Source organism: Micromonospora olivasterospora (assembly GCF_007830265.1).
GTDB classification, from domain to species: domain Bacteria; phylum Actinomycetota; class Actinomycetes; order Mycobacteriales; family Micromonosporaceae; genus Micromonospora; species Micromonospora olivasterospora.
In genome coordinates this window covers 1,627,295-1,647,315 of record NZ_VLKE01000001.1, presented here as the reverse complement: position 1 = coordinate 1,647,315, position 20,021 = coordinate 1,627,295, and the positions used below count along the sequence as shown (strand labels likewise).

At 73.8% G+C, this 20,021-nt stretch carries 17 protein-coding genes and 2 pseudogenes; 9 read left to right on the top strand and 10 right to left on the bottom strand.

Annotation, left to right across the window (positions count from 1 at the left end; translation table 11 throughout):
• Positions 1–3: 3 nt before the first annotated feature.
• The 7 genes from JD77_RS07365 to JD77_RS07335 form a co-directional block, all read right to left on the bottom strand.
• Positions 4–1,155 carry a sugar ABC transporter permease gene (locus JD77_RS07365; protein ID WP_387227433.1) on the bottom strand — a complete coding sequence of 384 codons (1,152 nt, stop codon included), beginning with the start codon at positions 1,153–1,155 and terminating at the stop codon, positions 4–6.
• Positions 1,156–1,259: 104 nt separating this feature from the next.
• A complete protein-coding gene (locus JD77_RS07360) occupies positions 1,260–2,060 on the bottom strand; it encodes an ATP-binding cassette domain-containing protein (protein ID WP_145773616.1) in 801 nt (266 codons plus the stop codon).
• Positions 2,061–2,183: 123 nt separating this feature from the next.
• The gene (locus JD77_RS07355; protein WP_145773615.1) at positions 2,184–3,275 is read right to left on the bottom strand and encodes a sugar ABC transporter substrate-binding protein; all 1,092 of its coding nucleotides are present in this window, start codon (positions 3,273–3,275) and stop codon (positions 2,184–2,186) included.
• Between the two features lie 56 nt (positions 3,276–3,331).
• Complete coding sequence (gene ybaK, locus JD77_RS07350; protein ID WP_145773614.1) at positions 3,332–3,811, bottom strand: Cys-tRNA(Pro) deacylase; 480 nt, start codon at positions 3,809–3,811, stop codon at positions 3,332–3,334.
• Positions 3,812–3,831: 20 nt separating this feature from the next.
• On the bottom strand, positions 3,832–5,013 hold the full coding sequence (locus JD77_RS07345) for a THUMP-like domain-containing protein (RefSeq protein WP_145773613.1): 1,182 nt from the start codon (positions 5,011–5,013) through the stop codon (positions 3,832–3,834).
• 110 nt (positions 5,014–5,123) lie between these two features.
• Positions 5,124–5,312 carry a DUF397 domain-containing protein gene (locus JD77_RS07340; protein ID WP_145773612.1) on the bottom strand — a complete coding sequence of 63 codons (189 nt, stop codon included), beginning with the start codon at positions 5,310–5,312 and terminating at the stop codon, positions 5,124–5,126.
• Complete coding sequence (locus tag JD77_RS07335; protein ID WP_246140560.1) at positions 5,303–6,103, bottom strand: helix-turn-helix domain-containing protein; 801 nt, start codon at positions 6,101–6,103, stop codon at positions 5,303–5,305. The genes JD77_RS07340 and JD77_RS07335 overlap by 10 nt, the downstream gene beginning before the upstream one ends.
• Positions 6,104–6,517: 414 nt before the next feature.
• On the opposite strand from JD77_RS07335, the gene groES reads away from it, so the two are divergent.
• From groES to JD77_RS07320, 3 genes and pseudogenes are all read left to right on the top strand, one after another.
• The gene (gene groES, locus JD77_RS07330) at positions 6,518–6,832 is read left to right on the top strand and encodes a co-chaperone GroES (RefSeq protein ID WP_145773611.1); all 315 of its coding nucleotides are present in this window, start codon (positions 6,518–6,520) and stop codon (positions 6,830–6,832) included.
• 70 nt (positions 6,833–6,902) lie between these two features.
• Positions 6,903–8,542: pseudogene (gene groL, locus JD77_RS07325) on the top strand (chaperonin GroEL).
• 125 nt (positions 8,543–8,667) lie between these two features.
• The gene (locus JD77_RS07320; protein WP_145773610.1) at positions 8,668–10,209 is read left to right on the top strand and encodes a sulfite oxidase; all 1,542 of its coding nucleotides are present in this window, start codon (positions 8,668–8,670) and stop codon (positions 10,207–10,209) included.
• 62 nt (positions 10,210–10,271) lie between these two features.
• On the opposite strand, the gene JD77_RS07315 is transcribed toward JD77_RS07320, so the two are convergent.
• Positions 10,272–10,655, bottom strand: a complete 384-nt coding sequence (locus JD77_RS07315) for a WhiB family transcriptional regulator (RefSeq protein WP_145773609.1) — start codon at positions 10,653–10,655, stop codon at positions 10,272–10,274.
• Positions 10,656–10,909: 254 nt separating this feature from the next.
• Between JD77_RS07315 and JD77_RS07310 the strand changes: the two genes are divergently transcribed.
• Positions 10,910–11,728 (top strand): helix-turn-helix transcriptional regulator, encoded by an 819-nt coding sequence (locus JD77_RS07310; protein ID WP_145773608.1) that lies wholly within the window; start codon positions 10,910–10,912, stop codon positions 11,726–11,728.
• A gap of 117 nt (positions 11,729–11,845) precedes the next feature.
• Here JD77_RS07310 and JD77_RS07305 read toward each other — a convergent pair whose 3' ends face one another.
• Positions 11,846–12,256, bottom strand: coding sequence for a DUF5319 domain-containing protein (locus JD77_RS07305; protein ID WP_145773607.1), 411 nt, complete (start codon positions 12,254–12,256; stop codon positions 11,846–11,848).
• A 233-nt stretch (positions 12,257–12,489) separates the two neighbouring features.
• On the opposite strand from JD77_RS07305, the gene guaB reads away from it, so the two are divergent.
• From guaB to JD77_RS07285, 4 genes are all read left to right on the top strand, one after another.
• On the top strand, positions 12,490–14,082 hold the full coding sequence (gene guaB / locus JD77_RS07300; RefSeq protein WP_387227403.1) for an IMP dehydrogenase: 1,593 nt from the start codon (positions 12,490–12,492) through the stop codon (positions 14,080–14,082).
• Between the two features lie 31 nt (positions 14,083–14,113).
• The gene (locus JD77_RS07295; RefSeq protein WP_145773606.1) at positions 14,114–15,232 is read left to right on the top strand and encodes a GuaB3 family IMP dehydrogenase-related protein; all 1,119 of its coding nucleotides are present in this window, start codon (positions 14,114–14,116) and stop codon (positions 15,230–15,232) included.
• A 77-nt stretch (positions 15,233–15,309) separates the two neighbouring features.
• Complete coding sequence (locus JD77_RS07290) at positions 15,310–16,710, top strand: M1 family metallopeptidase (RefSeq protein WP_145773605.1); 1,401 nt, start codon at positions 15,310–15,312, stop codon at positions 16,708–16,710.
• 198 nt (positions 16,711–16,908) lie between these two features.
• Positions 16,909–18,366 (top strand): M1 family metallopeptidase, encoded by a 1,458-nt coding sequence (locus JD77_RS07285; protein ID WP_145773604.1) that lies wholly within the window; start codon positions 16,909–16,911, stop codon positions 18,364–18,366.
• Positions 18,367–18,373: 7 nt separating this feature from the next.
• On the opposite strand, the gene JD77_RS07280 is transcribed toward JD77_RS07285, so the two are convergent.
• Positions 18,374–19,498, bottom strand: a complete 1,125-nt coding sequence (locus JD77_RS07280) for an LCP family protein (RefSeq protein WP_145773603.1) — start codon at positions 19,496–19,498, stop codon at positions 18,374–18,376.
• Positions 19,499–19,662: 164 nt separating this feature from the next.
• Between JD77_RS07280 and JD77_RS07275 the strand changes: the two are divergent.
• Positions 19,663–19,925, top strand: a pseudogene (locus tag JD77_RS07275) (FAD-dependent oxidoreductase); the annotation flags it as partial.
• Positions 19,926–20,021: the final 96 nt, after the last annotated feature.

Here is a 20,021-nt window from a genome sequence, read left to right as displayed (position 1 = left end):
TGCTCAGCGGTTCCCGGTGGCGACGCGACGCCGGGTGAGCGCGTCGACCCCGGCGGCCAGCAGCAGCACGAACCCGGTGAAGACGTACTTCACGCCGGAGCTCGCGTCCAGCAGGCCCATGCCGTTGTCGATCACCGCCACCACGGCCCCGCCGAGCACCGCGTCCATCACCCGGCCCTTGCCGCCGAAGAGGCTGGTGCCGCCGATCACGGCCGCGCCGACCGCGTAGAGCAGCACGTCGCTGCCGCCGGTGTTGGCGTCGACGGAGCTGAACCGGCTGGCCGCCACGATGCCGCCGACCGCCGCCATCGACGAGCAGATCACGAAGACCGAGATGCGGATGCGGTCCACGTCGATGCCCGCCCGGCGGGCCGCCTCCCGGTTGCCGCCGACCGCGTACACGTGCCGCCCGTACGCGGTGCGGGACAGCAGGAACGTCAGCGCGACGCCCAGCACGCCGAGCAACGGTACGACCACCGGCATGCCGCGGTTGGAGCTGATCAGGGCGTTGAGGCTGCGCTCCAGGTTGAGCACGTACACGCCCGCGCCCAGGACGGCGGCGAGCCCGCCGATCCGGAGCAGCACCACCGACAGCGGGTCGGTCACCAGCCCCCGCGCGGAGCGGTCGCGGTGGCGCAGCAGCTGCGCGGCGGCGTAGCCGGTCACGGCCACGGCGGCCAGCAGCCAACCGACCAGCGGTGGCAGGTACCTGTTCTCGATGGCGACGATGGGCGCCGCCTGGACCGGCACGTTCGTGCCGCCCTTGATCAGCAGCAGCATCACGCCCTGGAAGGCGAGGAACGCCGCGAGCGTGACCACGAAGGACGGTATCCCGACCTTCGCCACCAGGAAGCCGAGCACCAGGCCGATCAGGGCGCCCGTGGCGATGGCGGCGAGGGTGGCCACGTACCAGGGCTGGCCCTGCAGCGTCAGCAGGTTGGCCAGCACCGCCGCGCAGACCCCGCTGGCGAACCCGGCGGAGAGGTCGATCTCGCCCACCAACAGGACGAACACCAGGCCCATCGCGATCAGTACGACGGCCGCCCCCTGGGTGAACAGGTTGGCGAAGTTGCCGGCGGTGAGGAAATTGGGCCGGATGATCGAGAAGAATGCGCAGAGCACGAGCAGGCCGAGCAGGACCGGCAGCGCGCCCATGTCCCCGCCCCGCAGCCGGGCGAGGTAGCCCTGGAAATGGCTGCCGATGGAGGGCGGCGGGGCGGCGCCCGCCGGCCGGCGACGGGCCGTCTTCGTCGGAGTCGTCATTCCCCGGCCCCCGCTGTCCCGGTGCCGCCGTACCCGTCGGTGGTCCTGCCGAGCCTGCCGCTGCGCCCCGACGTGATCAGCTCGACCACCTGGGCGTGCGTGACCTCCGCGGTGCCGACCTGGGCGACCATCTGACCGAGGTAGAGGGCCGCGATCCGGTCGGAGATGGCGAAGACGTCGTTCATGTTGTGCGAGATGAGCACCACGGCGAGCCCGTTGTCGGCCAGCCGCCGGACCAGTTCGAGCACCTGGGCGGTCTGGGCCATGCCGAGCGCGGCGGTCGGCTCGTCGAGGATGACCAGTTTGCTGTTCCACAGCACGGCCTTGGCGATCGCCACGGTCTGGCGCTGCCCGCCGGAGAGCGCGGAGACGTGCTGCCGCAGCGAGCCGATCGTCCGCACCGACAGAGCGGCCAGCGTCTCGGCGGCCAGTTCCTCCATGGCCGCCTCGTCGAGCACCAGGCCCGAACGGCGCCGCTCCCGGCCGAGGAACATGTTCTGCACGATGTCGAGATTGTCGCAGAGGGCGAGATCCTGGTACACCACCTCGATGCCCAGGCCGGCGGCGTCCCGGGGGCCGTTGACGGTCACCGGCCGCCCCTCGAAGAAGAACTCGCCGGCGTCGGTGGCGTGGATGCCGCTGATGCACTTGACCAGCGTCGACTTCCCGGCGCCGTTGTCGCCGACGAGCGCGGTCACCTGGCCCGGGTGGACGGAGAAGGCGACGTCGCGAAGCACCTGCACGGGGCCGAAGCTCTTGTCGACTCCGCGCAGTTCCAGCAGGGGGGTCTCGGACAAGGGTTCTCCTTCGCGTGAGCGTCCGGGTCGGCGGCCGTGAGCGTCCGGGTCGGCGGCCGTGAGCGTCCGGGTCGGCGGCCGTGAGCGTCCGGGTCGGCGGCCGCGAGCGTCCGGGTCGGCGGCTCAGCTCACGCCGGCCGAGTCGCAGAGCGCCGCGTACCTCCCGGCGCAGACGGCGTCCTTGCTGACGTAGCCGTCCGCGATCACGTTCTTCACCGCCTCCCTGGTGATCGGGTGCGCGGCCAGCAGCACCGCCGGCACGTCGCGGTTGCCCTCGGGATCCCGGAAGACCTGGTCGACCTTCTTCCGTTCGCCCCTGGCCAGCGCGATCGCCAGCGCGGCGGCGGCCTCCGCCTGCTGCCTGATGGGCTTGTACACGGTCATGCACTGGTCGCCGGAGAGGATGTGTTGCAGCGCCTGCGCGTCGGCGTCCTGCCCGGTCACCGGGATCCTGCCGTTGAGCTTGTTCTTCGCCAGCACCGAGATGACCGCGTTGGCCAGCCCGTCGTTGGCCGCGAGGACGCCGTCGATCCGGCCGCCGGTCTGGGTCAGCATCTGCTCGAAGATGGTGCCGCCGACGGTGTTGTTCCATTCCGGCACGGGCTGGTCGGGGCCCTTGACGTAGCCCCCGGCGGCGTACTTCGGGCCGAGGACCGAGTCGTAGCCCTCCTTGAGCTGGGCGGCGTTGTTGTCGGTCGGCGCGCCGTTCAACGCGGCGACCACCGGATTCCGTACGCCCTTGTCGGTCAGGCACCTGACCAGGCCCTCCCCCTGGAGCCGGCCGACGGCGACGTTGTCGAAGCTGACGTAGTACTGGGCCGAGCCGCCGAGGGTGGGCCGGTCGTAGTCGATCGTCGCGACGCCCTTCTGGGTGGCCTTGTCCAGCACGGTCTTGCCGGTGCCCGAGTCGAGGTTGGTGATCATCAGCGCCGTCACGCCGTTGGTGATCATCTGCTCCGCGATGGTGACGAACCGCGCCTTGTCGTTCTGGGCGTTCTGGATGTCGTAGTCCACCCCGGCGGCATTGAACGCGGCCGCCAGGTACCTGCGGTCCGCCGTCTCCCACCGGTTCGACGAGCCGCTGTCCGGCAGGATGACGCCGATCTTCGGCTTCGGCCGGCCGGCCGCGGCGCCGCCGGAGTCCCCGCCGCAGGCGGTCAAGCTGCCGGCGGTCAGCAGGCCGGCCGCGGCGACGGTGAGGATCCCTCTGCGCATGTGCACGGTTCCTTTCGAGGGGGACGGAACTGGCGAGGGTGCGCGGGCGCCGGCGCTCAGCGGGCGGCCAGCAGGGCGGTCGCCGCGTCGGTGAGGGCGACCAGGTCGGCGGGGGAGAGCTGGAGCTGGAGGCCCCGGCGGCCGGCGGAGACGTAGATCGTGTCGTGGGCCAGCGCGGAGGAGTCGAGCACCGTGGGCAGGCGCTTGCGCTGGCCGAGCGGGCTGATCCCGCCGCGGACGTATCCGGTGGCCCGCTCGGCGACGGCCCGGTCGGCCATCGTCGCCCGCTTGCCGCCCAGCGCGGCGGCCATGGCCTTGAGGTCCAGCTCGCCGGTCACCGGCACCACCGCCACGGCGAGCGCCCCGTCGACCTCGGTGACCAGGGACTTGAACACCCGCTCCGGGGGCACCCCCAGGGCCGCCGCGACGAGCGCGCCGTAGTTCGGGGCGTCCGGCGAGACGTCGTACGGGTGGGTGCTGTGCGCGATCTTGCGCCTCGTCAGCAGCGCCGTCGCCGGAGTGCCCTGTCCCGCCATGCCGACAAGCTAACGGACTTTCACACCGGGCGGCAGACCAGCACGGTGGGCGCGTCGGCGACCCGGGTCAGCACCAGGCTCGCCGGCTCCGGGCCGGCCAGCCGCAGGTCCCGCCGCAGCCGCTCCGGCTCCAGCGCCGAGCCGCGCTTGCGGATCTCGACCCGGCCCACCCGCCGCTCGCGCAGCAGGGCCCGCAGTCGCTTCAGCGAGAACGGCAGCACGTCGGTGATCTCCAGGCAGCGGGCGAACGGCGTCGCGGCCGGGGCGTCGGCGTACAGGTAGGCGATGGTCGGGTCGGCCAGTGTCGCGCCGAGGGCGGCGGCCAGCTCGGCGACCAGGTGGGCGCGGACCACGGCCGCGTCGGGGTCGTACACGTACCGCCGTACCGGGCCGACCGGCGCCTCCGCCGCGCCACCACCGGTCAACACGTGTGCGGCGTCGCCGTGCAGCAGCGTCGCGCGGCGGGGGACCTCGGCGAGCCGGCCGCACCAGAGTGCGGCCTCGACCAGGTCGCCGTCCACACTCACCCACTCGGCCTCCGCGCCGGCCGGGATGAGCGCGTGGTCCAGGCCGGGGGCGACCTTCACCACCGTGTGCGGCACCCGCTCGGCCAGCCCGACGACGAAGTCCCACGGCGGCGAGTAGGCGTTCGGGTCGAAGATCCGCCGGCCGGTGCCGGCCCGGCGGCGGGCCGGGTCGCAGAAGACGGCGTCGACCCGGGACACGTCGAACTCCGTGGCGTCGCCGCACTCCACGGTGAACAGTTCGGCCAGCCCGGCGGCCTCGGCGTTCGCGGCGGCCATCGCGGCGGTGAGCGGGTCGGCCTCCACCCCGTACACGCGGATGCCGGCGCGGGCGGCGGCGAGCGCGTCCGCGCCGAGGCCGCAGCCCAGGTCGGCGAGGGTGCGCACCCCGGCGGCGCGCAGCCGCCGCGCCCGCCGGGCCGACACCACCCCCCGGGTGGCCTGCTCCAGCCCCGCCCGGGTGAGGAACATGCCGGCGGCGGTCGGGCCGAACTTGGCCGCCGCGCGGCGGCGCAGCTCGGCCTGGGTCAGCGCGGCGGCGGCCAGCCCGGCGGGCACCCCGGCGGAGCGGAGCGCGGCCGCCGCCGCCAGCGGATCGCCGCCGGCCACCTCGGTGGCCGCCGCGAGCGCGGCCGACCCCTCGGGGGTACGCAGCGCGGCGAGCTGGTCGAGATCCACGCGGCCATTGTCCCGGCCCCGCCGCGCCGCCCGGACGGTGGTGTCGGCGCGGCGGGGCTGTCAGTTGGTCGGTGGGGACGAGTTCGGCCGGCTCGCCTCGGACGGCGGCGTCAGCGGGCGCGGGTGTCGGCGACGAAGGCGCGCCAGCTCGCGGGGGTGAAGGTGAGCGCCGGCCCGGTCGGGTCCTTGCTGTCGCGGACGGCGACGACGCCGGGCAGGTTGTCGGCGACCTCGACGCAGGCGCCGCCGTTGCTGTTGCTGCGGGACGCCTTGCGCCAGGTGGCTCGGGTCAGGTCCATGTCTGCGCCACTTCCTCGATGAGTCGGGCGGACTGCCGGCGTGGCAGCGCCTCACCCGTCACAGTCTCCCAGCGCCGCTCCAGGGCGGCAACGTCGCTCGGACTGTCGACGGTCTGGCCCCGGAGCTGGTTGTCGAGGTGGGCCAGCTCCGCGCCGCTGCCGAGCCGGGCCAGGATGAAGGGGCCGTTGAGCCCGTTGTGCCAGGGGGCGTCGGCCGGCACGACCCGGACGTGCACGTGCGGCTCGGCGCCGACGGCCAGCAGGTGCTGGAGCTGCTCGCGCATGACGGCGCGGTCGCCGACCTGCCGGCGCAGCGTGTGCTCCTCCAGCACCGCGACGAACTGCGGGCGCGGGGTGGCGGTCAGCACCTCCTGCCGGGCGAGCCGGGTCACCACCCGCGTCTCGACCTCCTCGGCGGTCAGCTCCCCGCTCAGGGCGAGCATCGCCCGCGCGTATCCCTCGGTCTGGAGCAGGCCGGGAACCACGGTCGGGTCGTACCAGCGCAGCGCCGTCGCCTCCCGTTCGTTCTCGTCCCACGGGCGGAACCATTCCGGCGCGGCGTGGAACCGGATCAGCTCCAGCATGGCGATGAAGAGGCCGCCGGTGTCCAGCGCCGTGTCGATCCGGGCCAGGTAGTCCGGCCGGGCCGGGCTCTGCCCGGTCTCGACCGCGCTCACGTACGACGGCGAGTAGCTGACCAGCTTGCCCAGCTCCTCCTGGCTGAGCCCGCGCGCCTGGCGCGCCCGGCGTAGCTGGTCGCGCAGCAACGTCAGGGTGGGTATCCGTGACACTCGGTATTCCCTTCCTCGGCATGGGGTGCGGAACCCGAGGGACGTTAGGGAGTTGGGCGTGGCGTGGCGAGGCGCTCCCGGCGTGTTGCGGTAACGAGTGGCGGAAGTGTGGCGACCGGCGACCGTGCCCCGTTCCTGCGGGCAGCTCCACAGGGGCGCCGGCGCCCCTGTGCCGGCCCGGTCGAGGCGCGACACGACGATGGCAGTTGGCACTCTCCTTGACGGAGTGCTAGCCGAGGAATAACCTGCGATTAGCACTCTCACCCTGAGGGTGCCAACGCCCGGGCCCTGGTGCCCGGGGGTTGAGCGCCAGGCGGACCGGCACCCGCGACGACGGCCCCGCCCGGTGGCATGTGGCAGATTGACGCCGGTCGGCATGCTGACCGGCAACGAAACCAAGTACCCCAGGAGGGTATGCCCGTGACTACCGCGACCAAGGTTGCGATCAAGCCGCTCGAGGACCGGATCCTGGTCCAGGCGAACGAGGCTGAGACCACCACGGCGTCGGGCATCGTGATCCCCGACACCGCCAAGGAGAAGCCGCAGGAGGGCACCGTCCTCGCTGTCGGCCCGGGCCGCGTCGACGAGAAGGGCAACCGGATCCCGGTTGACGTCAAGGTCGGCGACACCGTCATCTACTCGAAGTACGGCGGCACCGAGGTCAAGTACGCCGGCGAGGAGTACCTGGTGCTCTCCGCCCGCGACGTCCTCGCGGTCATCGAGAAGTAAGCAACCGATCAGTGTCGTTGCCCCGGTCCGGCTCGCCGGGCCGGGGCAGCGTCGCTTCGAAGGGATACAGATGGCGAAGATCCTGAGCTTCTCGGACGACGCCCGGCACCTGCTGGAGCACGGTGTCAACGCCCTCGCGGACGCGGTCAAGGTCACCCTCGGCCCGCGCGGGCGCAACGTCGTCCTGGACAAGAAATTCGGTGCGCCCACGATCACCAACGACGGCGTGACCATCGCCAAGGAGATCGAGCTCACCAACCCGTACGAGAACCTCGGCGCGCAGCTGGTCAAGGAGGTGGCGACGAAGACCAACGACGTCGCCGGCGACGGGACCACCACCGCGACCGTGCTCGCCCAGGCGATGGTCCGCGAGGGCCTGCGCAACGTGACCGCCGGGGCCAACCCCGCCGGCCTCAAGCGCGGCATCGACGCGGCCGCCGCCAAGGTCTCCGAGGCCCTGCTGGGCCGGGCCGTCGAGGTCGCCGGCAAGGAGTCGATCGCGCACGTAGCGACGATCTCCGCGCAGGACGCCACCATCGGCGAGCTGATTGCCGAGGCGATGGAGAAGGTCGGCCGCGACGGCGTCATCACCGTCGAGGAGGGTTCGGCCCTCACCACCGAGCTGGACGTGACCGAGGGTCTCCAGTTCGACAAGGGCTTCATCTCCCCGAACTTCGTCACCGACGTGGAGTCGCAGGAGGCGGTCCTGGAGGACCCGTACATCCTGATCACCACGCAGAAGATCTCGGCGATCGAGGAGCTGCTGCCGCTGCTGGAGAAGGTCCTCCAGGACAGCAAGCCGCTGCTGATCATCGCCGAGGACGTCGAAGGTCAGGCGCTGTCCACCCTGGTGGTCAACGCGATCCGCAAGACCCTCAAGGTTTGCGCGGTCAAGGCCCGGGCTTCGGCGACCGCCGCAAGGCGATGCTCCAGGACATGGCGATCCTGACCGGTGCCGAGCTGATCGCCCCGGAGCTGGGCTACAAGCTCGACCAGGTCGGTGTGGAGGTGCTCGGCACCGCCCGTCGCGTCGTGGTGGACAAGGAGAACACCACGGTCGTCGACGGTGGCGGCCAGGCGAGCGAGGTCGCCGACCGGGTGGCCCAGATCCGCAAGGAGATCGAGGCCTCGGACTCCGAGTGGGACCGGGAGAAGCTCTCCGAGCGGCTGGCGAAGCTCTCCGGCGGCGTCGCGGTCATCAAGGTGGGCGCGGCGACCGAGGTCGAGATGAAGGAGCGCAAGCACCGCATCGAGGACGCGATCGCCGCGACCAAGGCCGCGGTCGAGGAGGGTACGGTGCCCGGCGGCGGTGCCGCCCTGGCGCAGATCGTGCCGGTGCTCGACGACGACCTCGGCTTCACCGGTGACGAGAAGGTCGGCGTCTCGATCGTGCGCAAGGCGCTCGTCGAGCCGCTGCGCTGGATCGCCCAGAACGCCGGCCACGACGGCTACGTGGTGGTGCAGAAGGTCGCCGGCCAGGAGTGGGGCAACGGCCTCGACGCCGCCAGCGGCGGGTACGTCGACTTGGTCAAGTCCGGCATCCTCGACCCGGTGAAGGTGACCCGCAACGCGGTCTCCAACGCCGCGTCGATCGCCGGCCTGCTGCTCACCACCGAGAGCCTGGTGGTGGACAAGCCGGAGAAGCCGGCGCCGGCCGCCGCCGGGGGCCACGGCCACGGCCACGGCCACCAGCACGGCCCGGGCTTCTGACCCACGCCGTACGACACCGTCGAAGGGCACGCCGTCGTCCGACGGCGTGCCCTTCACGCCGTTCGGGCCCGGGACGGGTGCCGACGGGGTGTCGCCCGAGCGGGTGGATCGACGAGACTGACGCCATGGGGAGCACGTCGCGCGGGTACGCCGCGCTGGCCGGGGTCGTCGCCGCCGCCGTGGCGATCGGTGCGGCCGAGCCGGTGGCGGTACTGACCGGCCCCCGGTCGGCGCCGCTGGTCGCGGTCGGGGGGCTCGTGGTCGACACCGTTCCCGAGCCGGTCAAGCAGTTCGGCATCGCCGCCTTCGGCACGTACGACAAGACCGCCCTGCTGGTCGGGACGGCGCTGCTGCTGGCGGCCTGCGCGGCGCTGTTCGGGGTGCTCGCGGCGCGGCGCCTGGGGGCCGGGCTGGCCGGGATCGCGGCCTTCGCCGCCCTCGGGGTGGCCGCCGCCCTGACCCGCGCCGGCGCGGACGCGTTCGACGCGCTGCCCGCGCTGGTGGGGGCGGGCCTCGGGGCGCTGGCGCTCTGGCTGCTGCTGGCCGGTCCGCTCCAGCCCGACCTCTCACCCTGGCCCCGGCCCGCCGCCGAGGTCGAGCAGGAAGGGCGGCGGCGGTTTCTCGGCGGCGTCGGGGCGCTGGCGGGCGGGGCCGTCGTCGTGGGGCTGGGCGGCCACTGGCTGGCCGGCCGGCGGAGCGTGTCGGCCGCCCGCCGGGCCGTCGTCCTGCCGCCGCCGGCCGCGCCCGCGCCGGCCGTGCCGGCCGGGGCCGACCTCTCCCTCGCCCAGCTCGTCTCCTACGTGACTCCGAACTTCGGGTTCTACCGGATCGACACCGCCCTGGTGGTGCCGCAGGTCGATCCCGACACCTGGCGGCTGCGCGTCCACGGCCGGGTCCGCAGGCCGCTGGAGCTGAGCTTCGCCGACCTGCTGGCCCGCCCCCTGGTCGAGCGGTACGTCACCCTCGCCTGCGTCTCGAACGAGGTGGGTGGGGACCTGATCGGCAACGCCCGGTGGCTGGGCGTACCGATCAGGGATCTGCTCGACGAGGCGGGCCCGGAGGAGGGCGCGGACCAGGTGGTGGGGCGTTCGGTCGACGGCTGGACCTGCGGCACCCCCACGGCGGTGCTGCGCGACGGCCGGGACGCCCTGCTGGCGGTGGGGATGAACGGCGAGCCGCTGCCGGTGGAGCACGGCTTCCCGGTGCGGATGGTGGTGCCGGGCCTGTACGGCTACGTGTCGGCCTGCAAGTGGGTGACCGAGCTGGAGCTGACCAGCTTCGCCGACTTCGACGCGTACTGGGTGCCGCGGGGCTGGTCGGCGCAGGGGCCGGTGAAGACCCAGTCGCGGATCGACGTGCCCCGGCCGCGTAACCGGCTCACCGCCGGGACGATCCCGGTGGCGGGGGTGGCGTGGGCCCAGCACCGGGGCGTCCGGTCGGTCGAGGTGCGGGTCGACGGGGGGCCCTGGCGGCAGGCGACGCTGGCCCCGGCGGTGTCGGCGGACACCTGGGTGCAGTGGTCCTGGCGGTGGGAGGCCACGCCGGGCGAGCACGTGCTCCAGGTACGGGCGACCGACGCCGACGGCGAGACCCAGCCGGAGCGCCGGCAGCCGGTGGCCCCGGACGGCGCCACCGGCTGGCACACGATCCGGGTGACGGTCCGCTGACCCCCGGGTACGCGGCGACGCCGCGCCCGGGGCGGGGCGCGGCGCCGTGGCGTACGGGGCTGTCAGGCGACGTTGCGCTGCGCCGGCACCGTCGACCTGTGCGGGGCGCCGAGCCGCGCCTCCAGGCGGGCGACGTCGACCCGGGTGTGCCGGTGGTCGGCCAGGTCCTCCCAGCCCAGCGCGAGCAGCCGCAGCCGCTCCGACTCGCTGAAGCCGCCCCAGACGCCGTACGGCTCACGCACCGACAGGGCGTGGGCGGCGCACTCGGCGCGTACCGGGCAGGCCCGGCAGACCGCCTTGGCGCCGGATTCGCGGCGCAGGCGGGAGGAGCCGCGCTCGCCGTCCGGGTGGAAGAACTGAGCGCTGTCACGGCCGCGGCAGGCGCCCAGCCGCTGCCAGTCCCAGAGGTCCACGATGGGTCCGGGCAGTCTGCGTACGTTCGACATCAGCACCCCTCCTCCCGCGCGGCACCGCGGAGATCGTCTTTGACCGGCGTCCGGCCGGCTGGCCGCGCTGGCGCACCGTGTCCGGCTCGGGATCTCCCGTACCCGGATCGCCGCGAACTCACACTACTGTGATCGGAAACTGCGGGCGGTACGCGGCATATGCCCCATCTGTCGGAAAAGTTCGGAGGATTGCCGGGAACCCCCACCCGACCCGACCTCGTCGTGGTCTGCTCAGGTCCGGAGAGGAGATCACAGTGCGTACCGTTCTCGTGTGCGTTCGGACACCGCTTGCCGCGCAGCAACTGACCTCCGCGGCAGCCCGTCTCGGACTGTCCGCCGCCGTCCGAACCGCCGTCTCCGATCCCGAGGTGATGCTGCGGTTGGCGGAGCGCCCGGCGGACGTCGTACTCGCCGACACCGCGCTCACCCGGCCGGACAGCCCGGGCTTCGTCCGCCGGGTGCTGGCCCGCTCGCCGCAGGCCGCGGTGCTGCTGCTGGGCGCCGAGGAGTCCGAGGCGGCCGCCGCCACGATCGGCGCCGGCGCGCGGGGGCTGATCCAGGGCGTCGACCACGACCTGACCAGCGCCGTGGCCAAGGCCCTGCTGCTGCTCTCCGCGCCCGGCCGGGCCCCCCGGCACCGGGTGGCCGACCCGGCCCGGGACGCCGCTGCCGTCGGCGGCACGGGCCGCCCCGGGCCCGCCGGCCGCGCCCCGGACGAGCCCGCGCCGGCCTGGTCCGGTACGCAGGACGGGCCGGGCGCCGCCCCGGCCGTGGTGCCCGTGCAGCGCGGCGACGACGAGCCGGACGCGGGCGGCGGCGAGCCCGGCGAGATGCCCGAGGAGGCCCGACCGGGCGGGGGCCGGGGCGGTCGCAGCCCGATCGGCCTCACCGAGCGGGAACTACAGGTGCTGCTCGGCATGGCCGAGGGCAAGAGCAACGCCGAGATCGGCCGGGAGCTGTTCGTCTCGGAGGACACCGTCAAGACGCACGCCCGCCGGCTGTTCCGCAAGCTCGGCGCCCGGGATCGCGCGCACGCCGTCGCCGCGGGCTTCCGCGCCGGCCTGGTGGCCTGACGGCTCGGCCAGATCCACTCCGTGTCGCCGACATGGGCGTGACGCGGCCGCTCGGACACCCCCGTGTCGCCGACATGGAGTCGACCACGGCCTGGCGCGGGCGGCCGACGTGGGGCGTCAGGTGGCCCGGTCGGAGTCGTCCTCGGTGCCCTCGGTCAGGGTGTCGTGCACCCCGTCGGCGTAGCCGCGGGCGTAGTCCCAGGTGACGTAGTGGTCCGGATCGGGGTCGTAGGCCGGCTCGTGCACCCGCGGCCGGCCGGAGCTGAGCAGGTGGCGCAGGTTGCCCCGGAGCAGGTCCCAGTCGAAGTAGTGCGGCTCCCGGCAGTCCTCGCACTCGATCACCAGGCCGCGCACCCCGATGGGCGCCAGCAGGGCCTGGTAGATCTCCAGGTCGGCCAGGTCCTCGAGCACGTCCTGCCGCTCGACCTCGGTCAGCGGGTCGACCGGGTCGTCGTCGTCTGGATCGTGCAGCTCCGCCGCCGGATCGGCCGGGTCGCCGTTAAACGGGTCGATGGGCTCGTCGTGCACCCCCTCACCGTAGACCCCGCGCCGCCGCCCCGTCCGCCCCCGTCCCGCCGGTCACCCACGGCGGGGCGCGGACCGCGACCGTCGTCACGCTGCGTCGTCCGGCGGGGCGGCACGGCGAGGGTGGCCGGGCCTGATGGGTACGATTGCACCGGGCCCGTCGTCACGCCGCGTGCCCGGTGCCCACGCGCGCCATCCCGCTCGAAGCCCGCCGAAGACAGCTCAGGAGAGCAAACGTGGAGAATTCGCCCAGCACCGCAGTTCCGGTAGGCGCCGAGGGTGGCACGGGGCTTCCCACCGCCGCCGACCACGGCGGGCTGGGCGGCCAGCTGCCGGAGCTGCCCGCCGGCTCGGCCCGGGTGGTCCCGCTCGGCCTGACCTTCGACGACGTGCTGCTCCAGCCCGCCGAGTCGGACGTCGTGCCCAGCCGGGTCAACACCCGCACCCGGCTGACCCGCAACATCGAGCTGAACGTGCCGCTGCTGTCCAGCGCGATGGACACGGTCACCGAGGCGCGGATGGCGATCGCCATGGCCCGCCAGGGCGGCATCGGGGTGCTGCACCGCAACCTCTCGGTGGAGGACCAGGCGCTTCAGGTCGACCTGGTCAAGCGCTCCGAGTCCGGCATGATCACCAACCCGGTGACCGCCAGCCCGGACGACACGCTGCGCGAGGTCGACGCCCTCTGCGGCCGCTACCGGATCTCCGGCGTGCCCGTGGTCGACGGCGAGGGCCAGCTGGTCGGCATCGTCACCAACCGCGACATGCGCTTCGTCTCCGAGCCGGCCACCCGGGTCCGCGAGATCATGACCCCGACGCCGCTGGTCACCGCGCCCGTCGGGGTGAGCAAGGACGAGGCGCTGGAGCTGCTGCGCCGGCACAAGGTCGAGAAGCTGCCGATCGTCGACGGCTCGGGCAAGCTGCGCGGGCTGATCACGGTCAAGGACTTCACCAAGAGCGAGCAGTACCCGAACGCCACGAAGGATTCCGCCGGCCGGCTCCGGGTGGCCGCCGCGGTCGGCGTGGGCGAGGACTCGTACAAGCGGGCCCGCACCCTGGTCGACGCGGGCGTGGACGTGCTGATCGTGGACACGGCGCACGGCCACCAGCGGGCCGTGCTGGAGATGGTCGCCCGGCTGAAGAAGGACACGGTCATCGACATCGTCGGCGGCAACGTGGCCACGTACGCCGGGGCGAGGGCCCTGGTCGATGCCGGTGCCGACGGGGTCAAGGTCGGGGTGGGCCCGGGCGCGATCTGCACCACCCGGATAGTCGCCGGGGTCGGCGTGCCGCAGATCACCGCGATCATGGAGGCGGCGCGGGCCGCCGGGCCGGCCGGCGTCCCGGTGATCGGCGACGGCGGCATCCAGTACTCGGGCGACATCGCCAAGGCCCTCGTGGCCGGCGCCGACACCGTGATGCTGGGCAGCCTGCTCGCCGGCTGCGAGGAGAGCCCCGGCGAGCTGATCTTCATCAACGGCAAGCAGTACAAGGCGTACCGGGGCATGGGCTCGCTCGGCGCGATGCAGTCCCGGGGTCAGGCCAAGTCGTACTCGAAGGACCGCTACTTCCAGCAGGACGTGCTCGCCGAGGACAAGCTGGTCCCGGAGGGCGTCGAGGGCCAGGTGCCCTACCGGGGCCCGCTCGCCCAGGTCGCCCACCAGCTCATCGGCGGGCTGCGCGCCGCGATGGGGTACGTCGGCGCGGAGAGCATCCCCGAGCTGCACCGCCGTGGTCAGCTCATCCGGATCACCGCGGCCGGGCTCAAGGAGAGCCACCCGCACGACATCCAGATGACCGTCGAGGCGCCCAACTACCACTCCCGCTGACCGTCCCCCACCAAGACAACTGGAGTCCCCCATGCGTGACGTGGTCGAGATCGGGCTGGGCAAGACCGCGCAGCGCGGCTACCACCTGGACGACATCGCCATCGTGCCGAGCCGCCGCACCCGGGACGTCGACGACGTCTCCACCGCCTGGCAGCTGGACGCGTACCCGTTCGGCATCCCGTGCGTGGGGCACCCGTCCGACGCCACGATGAGCCCGCAGTCGGCGATCCGGCTCGGCGAGCTGGGCGGCCTCGGCGTGCTCAACGTCGAGGGTCTGTGGACGCGGTACGAGAACCCGACCAAGGTGCTGGAGGAGCTGGCAGCCCTCGGCGAGGAGGCCCGCGCCACCCGGCGCCTCCAGGAGGTGTACGCCGAGCCGATCCGCCCGGACCTGATCGCCGAGCGGGTCCGCGAGCTGCGGTCCGGCGGCGGGACGGTGGCCGTCCGGGTCTCCCCGCAGCACACCCTGACGCTGGCCCCGGTCATCCTCGACGCCGGCGTGGACATCCTGGTCATCCAGGGCACCATCGTCTCGGCCGAGCACGTCTCCACCACCGAGGAGCCGCTGAACCTCAAGGAGTTCATCGCCGACCTCGACCTGCCGGTGATCGTCGGCGGCTGCACCGACTACAAGACGGCGCTGCACCTCATGCGCACCGGCGCGGCCGGCGTGATCGTCGGCATCGGCGGCGACGACTGGTCGACCACCGACTCGGTGCTCGGCATCCGGGTGCCGATGGCCACCGCCATCGCGGACGCCGCCGCCGCCCGCCGGGACTACCTCGACGAGACCGGCGGCCGGTACGTGCACCTGATCGCCGACGGCGACATCAAGACCTCCGGGGACATCGCCAAGGCGCTCGGCTGCGGGGCGGACGCGGTGATGCTCGGCGAGCCGCTGTCGCTGTGCGAGGAGGCCCCGGCCGGCGGCGCGTGGTGGCACTCGGCGGCCAGCCACCCGTCGCTGCCGCGCGGGGCGTTCGAGACGGCCGGCGAGCCGCTCGGCTCGATGGAGCAGCTGCTCTTCGGCCCGGCCGACGAGCCGGACGGCCAGCTCAACCTGTTCGGCGGCCTGCGCCGGGCCATGGCCAAGTGCGGCTACCGCGACCTCAAGGAGTTCCAGAAGGTCGGGCTGGTCCTCGACCCCTGACCGGCCAGGCCGGTGCCGATCGGCGCGCGGGCGTGGATTCCGGTCCGCGCCCGCGCACCGCGTTCTAGGCTCGGCGGATGAACGGCGGTCGCGGGCGGTGGGGCGGCGCCCTGCTGGCGGTGGCGCTGCTGGTCACCGGCTGCACCGGGACCGACGACCGGTCCGGGCTGCGGCCGGGGGCGGCCGACGCGGGCGACCCGTACGTGCCGGGGTACGGCAACGGCGGGTACGACGTTGCCGACTACCGCCTGCGGGTGCGCTACGACCCGGCCGACGAACGGCTCGCCGGGCACGCCACGGTCACGGCCACGGCGACCGAGGGCCTGTCCCGGTTCAACCTGGACCTCGCCGGCCTGACCGTCTCCTCCGTACGCGTTGACGGCAACCGCGCCCGGCACGCCAGGGACGGCCGCGAACTGGTCGTCACCCCGGCCCGGGGCCTGCCCCGGGGTGCCCGGTTCACGGTCGACGTCGAGTACGCCGGCGTGCCCGAACCCGTCGCGGCGAGCACACTGGGCGGCGGCGGGTTCCTCGCCACCCCCGACGGGGCGATCGCCCTCGGCCAGCCCGACTCGGCGGCCACCTGGTTCCCCGTCAACGACCACCCCGCCGACAAGGCCGCCTACGACGTCGAGGTGACCGTCCCCGACGGGCTCGCCGCGCTGAGCAACGGGGTGCCGCTGGGCCGCACGAGCGGCGACGGCTGGACGACGTGGCGCTGGGCCGAGCGGGCCCCGATGGCCAGCTACCTGAGCTTCCTGGTGATCGGCGACTACCGGGTCGACACCGGCACCCATGCCGGCCGGCCGATCGTGACGGCCGTGGCGGCGAGCCTGCCCGCGGACGGGCCGGCCGCCCGGTCGCTGGCCCGCACGGGCGAGATCGTCGACTTCCTGGCCGGGAGGTTCGGGCCGTACCCGTTCGAGTCGTACGGCGGGATCGCCGTCGCCGACGACCGCGTGGGATACGCGCTGGAGACCCAGTCCCGGCCGGTGTACGGGCCGGGCTTCTTCCACTCCGGCCGCCCCGACCCGGAGGTGGTGGCGCACGAGCTGGCGCACCAGTGGTTCGGCGACAGCGTCTCGCTGGCCCGGTGGAGCGACATCTGGCTCAACGAGGGCTTCGCGACGTACGCGGAATGGCTCTGGGCCGAACACGACGGCGGCCCCACCGCGCAGCGCAGCTTCGAGCTGCGCTACGCCGCGACGGACTGGTCGCGGCCCGCCGTGGACCCGGGCCGGGCGGACATGTTCGGCACGGCCGTCTACCAGCGGGGCGCGCTGGCCGTGCACGCCCTGCGCCGCACCGTCGGCGACGACGTCTTCTTCCGGATCCTGCGCACCTGGACCGCCGAGCGGCGCGGCGGCAACGCCACCACGGCCGACTTCGCCACCCTCGCCGAGCGCGTCGCCAACCGACCCCTGGCCGCCCTGCTCACCGCCTGGCTAGCCGCCCCCACACCCCCCGCCCTCCCGTAACGCGCCAGCTGTTCGCGATCTTGCAGTTTGTGCCCCTGATCTGAGTGGTTTGCCAGGATTGTCGGGGCCGGAAGTGCAAGATCGCGGGTGGTGGCGGCGTGGTGCTCCCGTGTCCGGGCTCGGTAGGCTGCCGCGGGCGGAACGGGGCGCCGGCCGGCGCGGGCGGAACCGCCCGGGGCCGGGGAAGGGACGACGGGTATGACGCTGAGCCTGCGGGGCGCGCGCCTCGGCACCGGTCTGCTGCTGGCCGCCGCGCTCGCGGTGGCCGGCTGCGAGGCGGCGCCGACCGAGCCGCTGACGGGGGAGAGCCCCCAGCCGACCCGGGCCCGGCAGTTCAAGCCCGGGGCCGCGGGGGCGGGCGACGAGTACTTCCCGGAGTACGGCAACGGCGGGTACGACGTGACCCGGTACCTCGTGAAGGTCCGCTACGACCCGGCGCGGGACCGGCTCTCCGGCATCACCACCGTGCAGGCGACCGCCACCACGGACCTGTCCTCGTTCAACCTGGACCTCGCCGGGCTGACCGTGCGCAACGTCACCGTGGACGGCGCGCCGGCCCGGCACAGTCGCACCGGCGACGAGCTGATGATCATCCCCGCCGCCGGGCTGACCTCCGGCAACGGCTTCACCGCCGAGATCAGCTACGACGGCGAGCCGGCCCCGCTGCGCAACGAGGCCCTCGGCGAGGGCGGGTTCCGGCACACCTCCGACGGCGCGGTCGCCCTCGGCCAGCCGGAGTCGGCGAGCACCTGGTTCCCGGTCAACGACCACCCGTCCGACAAGGCCGCGTACGACTTCGAGATCACCGTCCCGAAGGGACTGACCGCGATCAGCAACGGCGTGCCGGTGGGGAGGAGCACCAGTGACGGCTGGACCACCTGGAAGTGGGCCGAGCGGTCGCCGATGGCCAGCTACCTGAGCACGGTCGCGATCGGGGAGTTCCGGGTGACCCGGGGCGAGCACCGGGGACGTCCGGTCTTCAGCGCGGTCACCACGAAGCTGCCGCAGGGGGCCGCCGACGCCTCGATCGCCCGTACGGTGGAGGTGGCCGACTACCTGGAGGGCGTCTTCGGGCCGTACCCGTTCGACGCGTACGGCGGGGTGGTGATCTCCGAGCCGGGCATCGGGTACGCGCTGGAGACCCAGAGCCGCCCGGTCTACTCGGCCAACTTCTTCCGCCGGGGCGAGAACACCGGGGTGGTCGCGCACGAGCTGGCCCACCAGTGGTTCGGCAACAGCGTGGCCCTGACGAGGTGGCAGGACATCTGGCTCAACGAGGGGCTGGCCACGTACGCCGAGTGGCTCTGGGAGGAGCACCGCGGCGGGCGGACCGCGCAGCAGTCGTTCGACAGCGAGTACGTCGGCTCGGGCAGCCAGGTGTGGCGGATCCCGCCGGGCAGGCCGGGGGCGGCGAACCTGTTCAGCCAGTCGGTGTACCAGCGCGGCGCGATGACCGTGCACGCGCTGCGCGGCACGGTCGGGGACGCGGCGTTCTTCGAGATCCTGCGCACCTGGGCGGCCGACCGGCGCGACGGCAACGCCACCACGGCGGACTTCGTGGCCCTCGCCGAGCAGGTCGCCGGCCGGCAGCTCGACGTCCTCTTCGACGCCTGGCTGTACGGCACCGAGCGGCCGCCGCGCCCCGAGCCCCGCTGATCGGCCGCTACCTCCGGACCACCAGCTCCGGGTGCCCGGCGAGGTACCTGTCGACCCGGCCCGCCTTCAGCGCCGTGAGGAACCCCCGGCCGACCGGTTCGAGCTGCTCGCCCCGGTACGCCCCGCCGGAGCCGACCGAGTCGCCGGGCAGCCCGACGAGGACCATCCGGTCGGCCGGCAGCCCGCCGAGGGCGTACGCGAGGTCGACGATCCGGGGCCCGCCCGCGTACGTCAGGGTGTCGCCGAGCGCGGCGACCACCTGCTCGACCCGCTCCGGCTGCCGGGCCAGCTCCTCGGCCTGGATCTTCCGGACCAGCGCCCGGATCAGCTGCTGCTGGTGGCGCTGCCGGGCGTAGTCGCCGCCCGCGATGTAGCGCTGGCGGGCGTAGTCCAGCGCCTGCCAGCCGCTGAGCTGCCGCTCACCCTTCTCGTAGACCATCTGCGGCCCGACGTAGCCGCCCCCGCCCGGCGCCGGGTCGCGGTGCCGGCCGTCCGGCCGCCGGTGCAGGGAGGGGGTCCGCTGGTCGACGTACAGGTCGACCCCGCCCACGGCGTCCACCAGCTTCCGCAGGCCCTGGAAGGTGACGACGGCGCCCGCGTCGAACCGCAGCCCCGTGTACCCGCTGACGGTGCTGCGCAGCAGTTCGTACCCCTGGGCGGTGCTGGGCCGACCCCGCTTGCCGGGCACCCGGCTGCCGTAGCTCATCGCGTGGGTGAGCTTGGTCCGCCCGCCCTTGTACCGGGCCGGCGGGAACGCCGGGATGTCGACCAGCAGGTCGCGGGGAAGCGAGAAGAGGTACGCCCGGTCCAGGCCCTTCGGCACGTGCGCGATCAGTACGGCGTCGCCGTGCGGCTCCCAGCCGGGCACGCTGACCCGGGTGTCGACCCCGACCAGCAGGAGGTTGAGCGGGCCCGTGATCCCCGCCCCCGGCGGCGGCGTGGGGCTGGGCGTCGGGCTCGGCTCGGCGGCGGACGGTGTGGGCGCGGCGGTGACCGGGGTGGCCCCGGGCCGCGGCTCGTGATCGGCGACGAGCCGGGCGGCCACGGTCGCGCCGCCCGTCACCAGGGCGACCGCCGCGAGGACGGCCAGAACCAGCCGCCACCGCCGGCGAGGTCCCGTACGTCGAACCATGTTCCCCACCCCCGCCCGTGCCACGCTCCGGCGGAGACGCCGCTTGCCGCCCCGGCACCGGCGCGCTCGTCGGGGCGGGCCGGGCTCCCGGCCGGAGTCGTGCGTGGATGATCCCGCGAGAACTGCCTGTGGCGCGAGAGCTACTCGTCGGTAATGATGCGTCCATGCGGTACGACGTGCTCGTCATCGGCTCCGGTTTCGGCGGCAGCGTCACCGCGCTCCGACTCGCCGAGAAGGGATACTCGGTCGGCGTGCTGGAGGCCGGGCGGCGCTTCGCCGACGACGAGTTCCCGGCGCCTGGCGGCTGCGGCGGTTCCTGTGGGCGCCGAGGCTCGGCTGCTACGGGCTGCAACGGATCGACCTGCTCCGCTCCGCCGACCGGCGGGCCGGCGGGGTGCTGGTGCTGTCCGGCGCCGGGGTCGGCGGCGCCCGGCCGTCCCCGCGCACGCTCCCGCCGCGTTGCGGTGAGGAAGGGCCCCCTGTCGACGCCCGAGGTGGATGAGAGGTCCCGCTCGCACCGGTC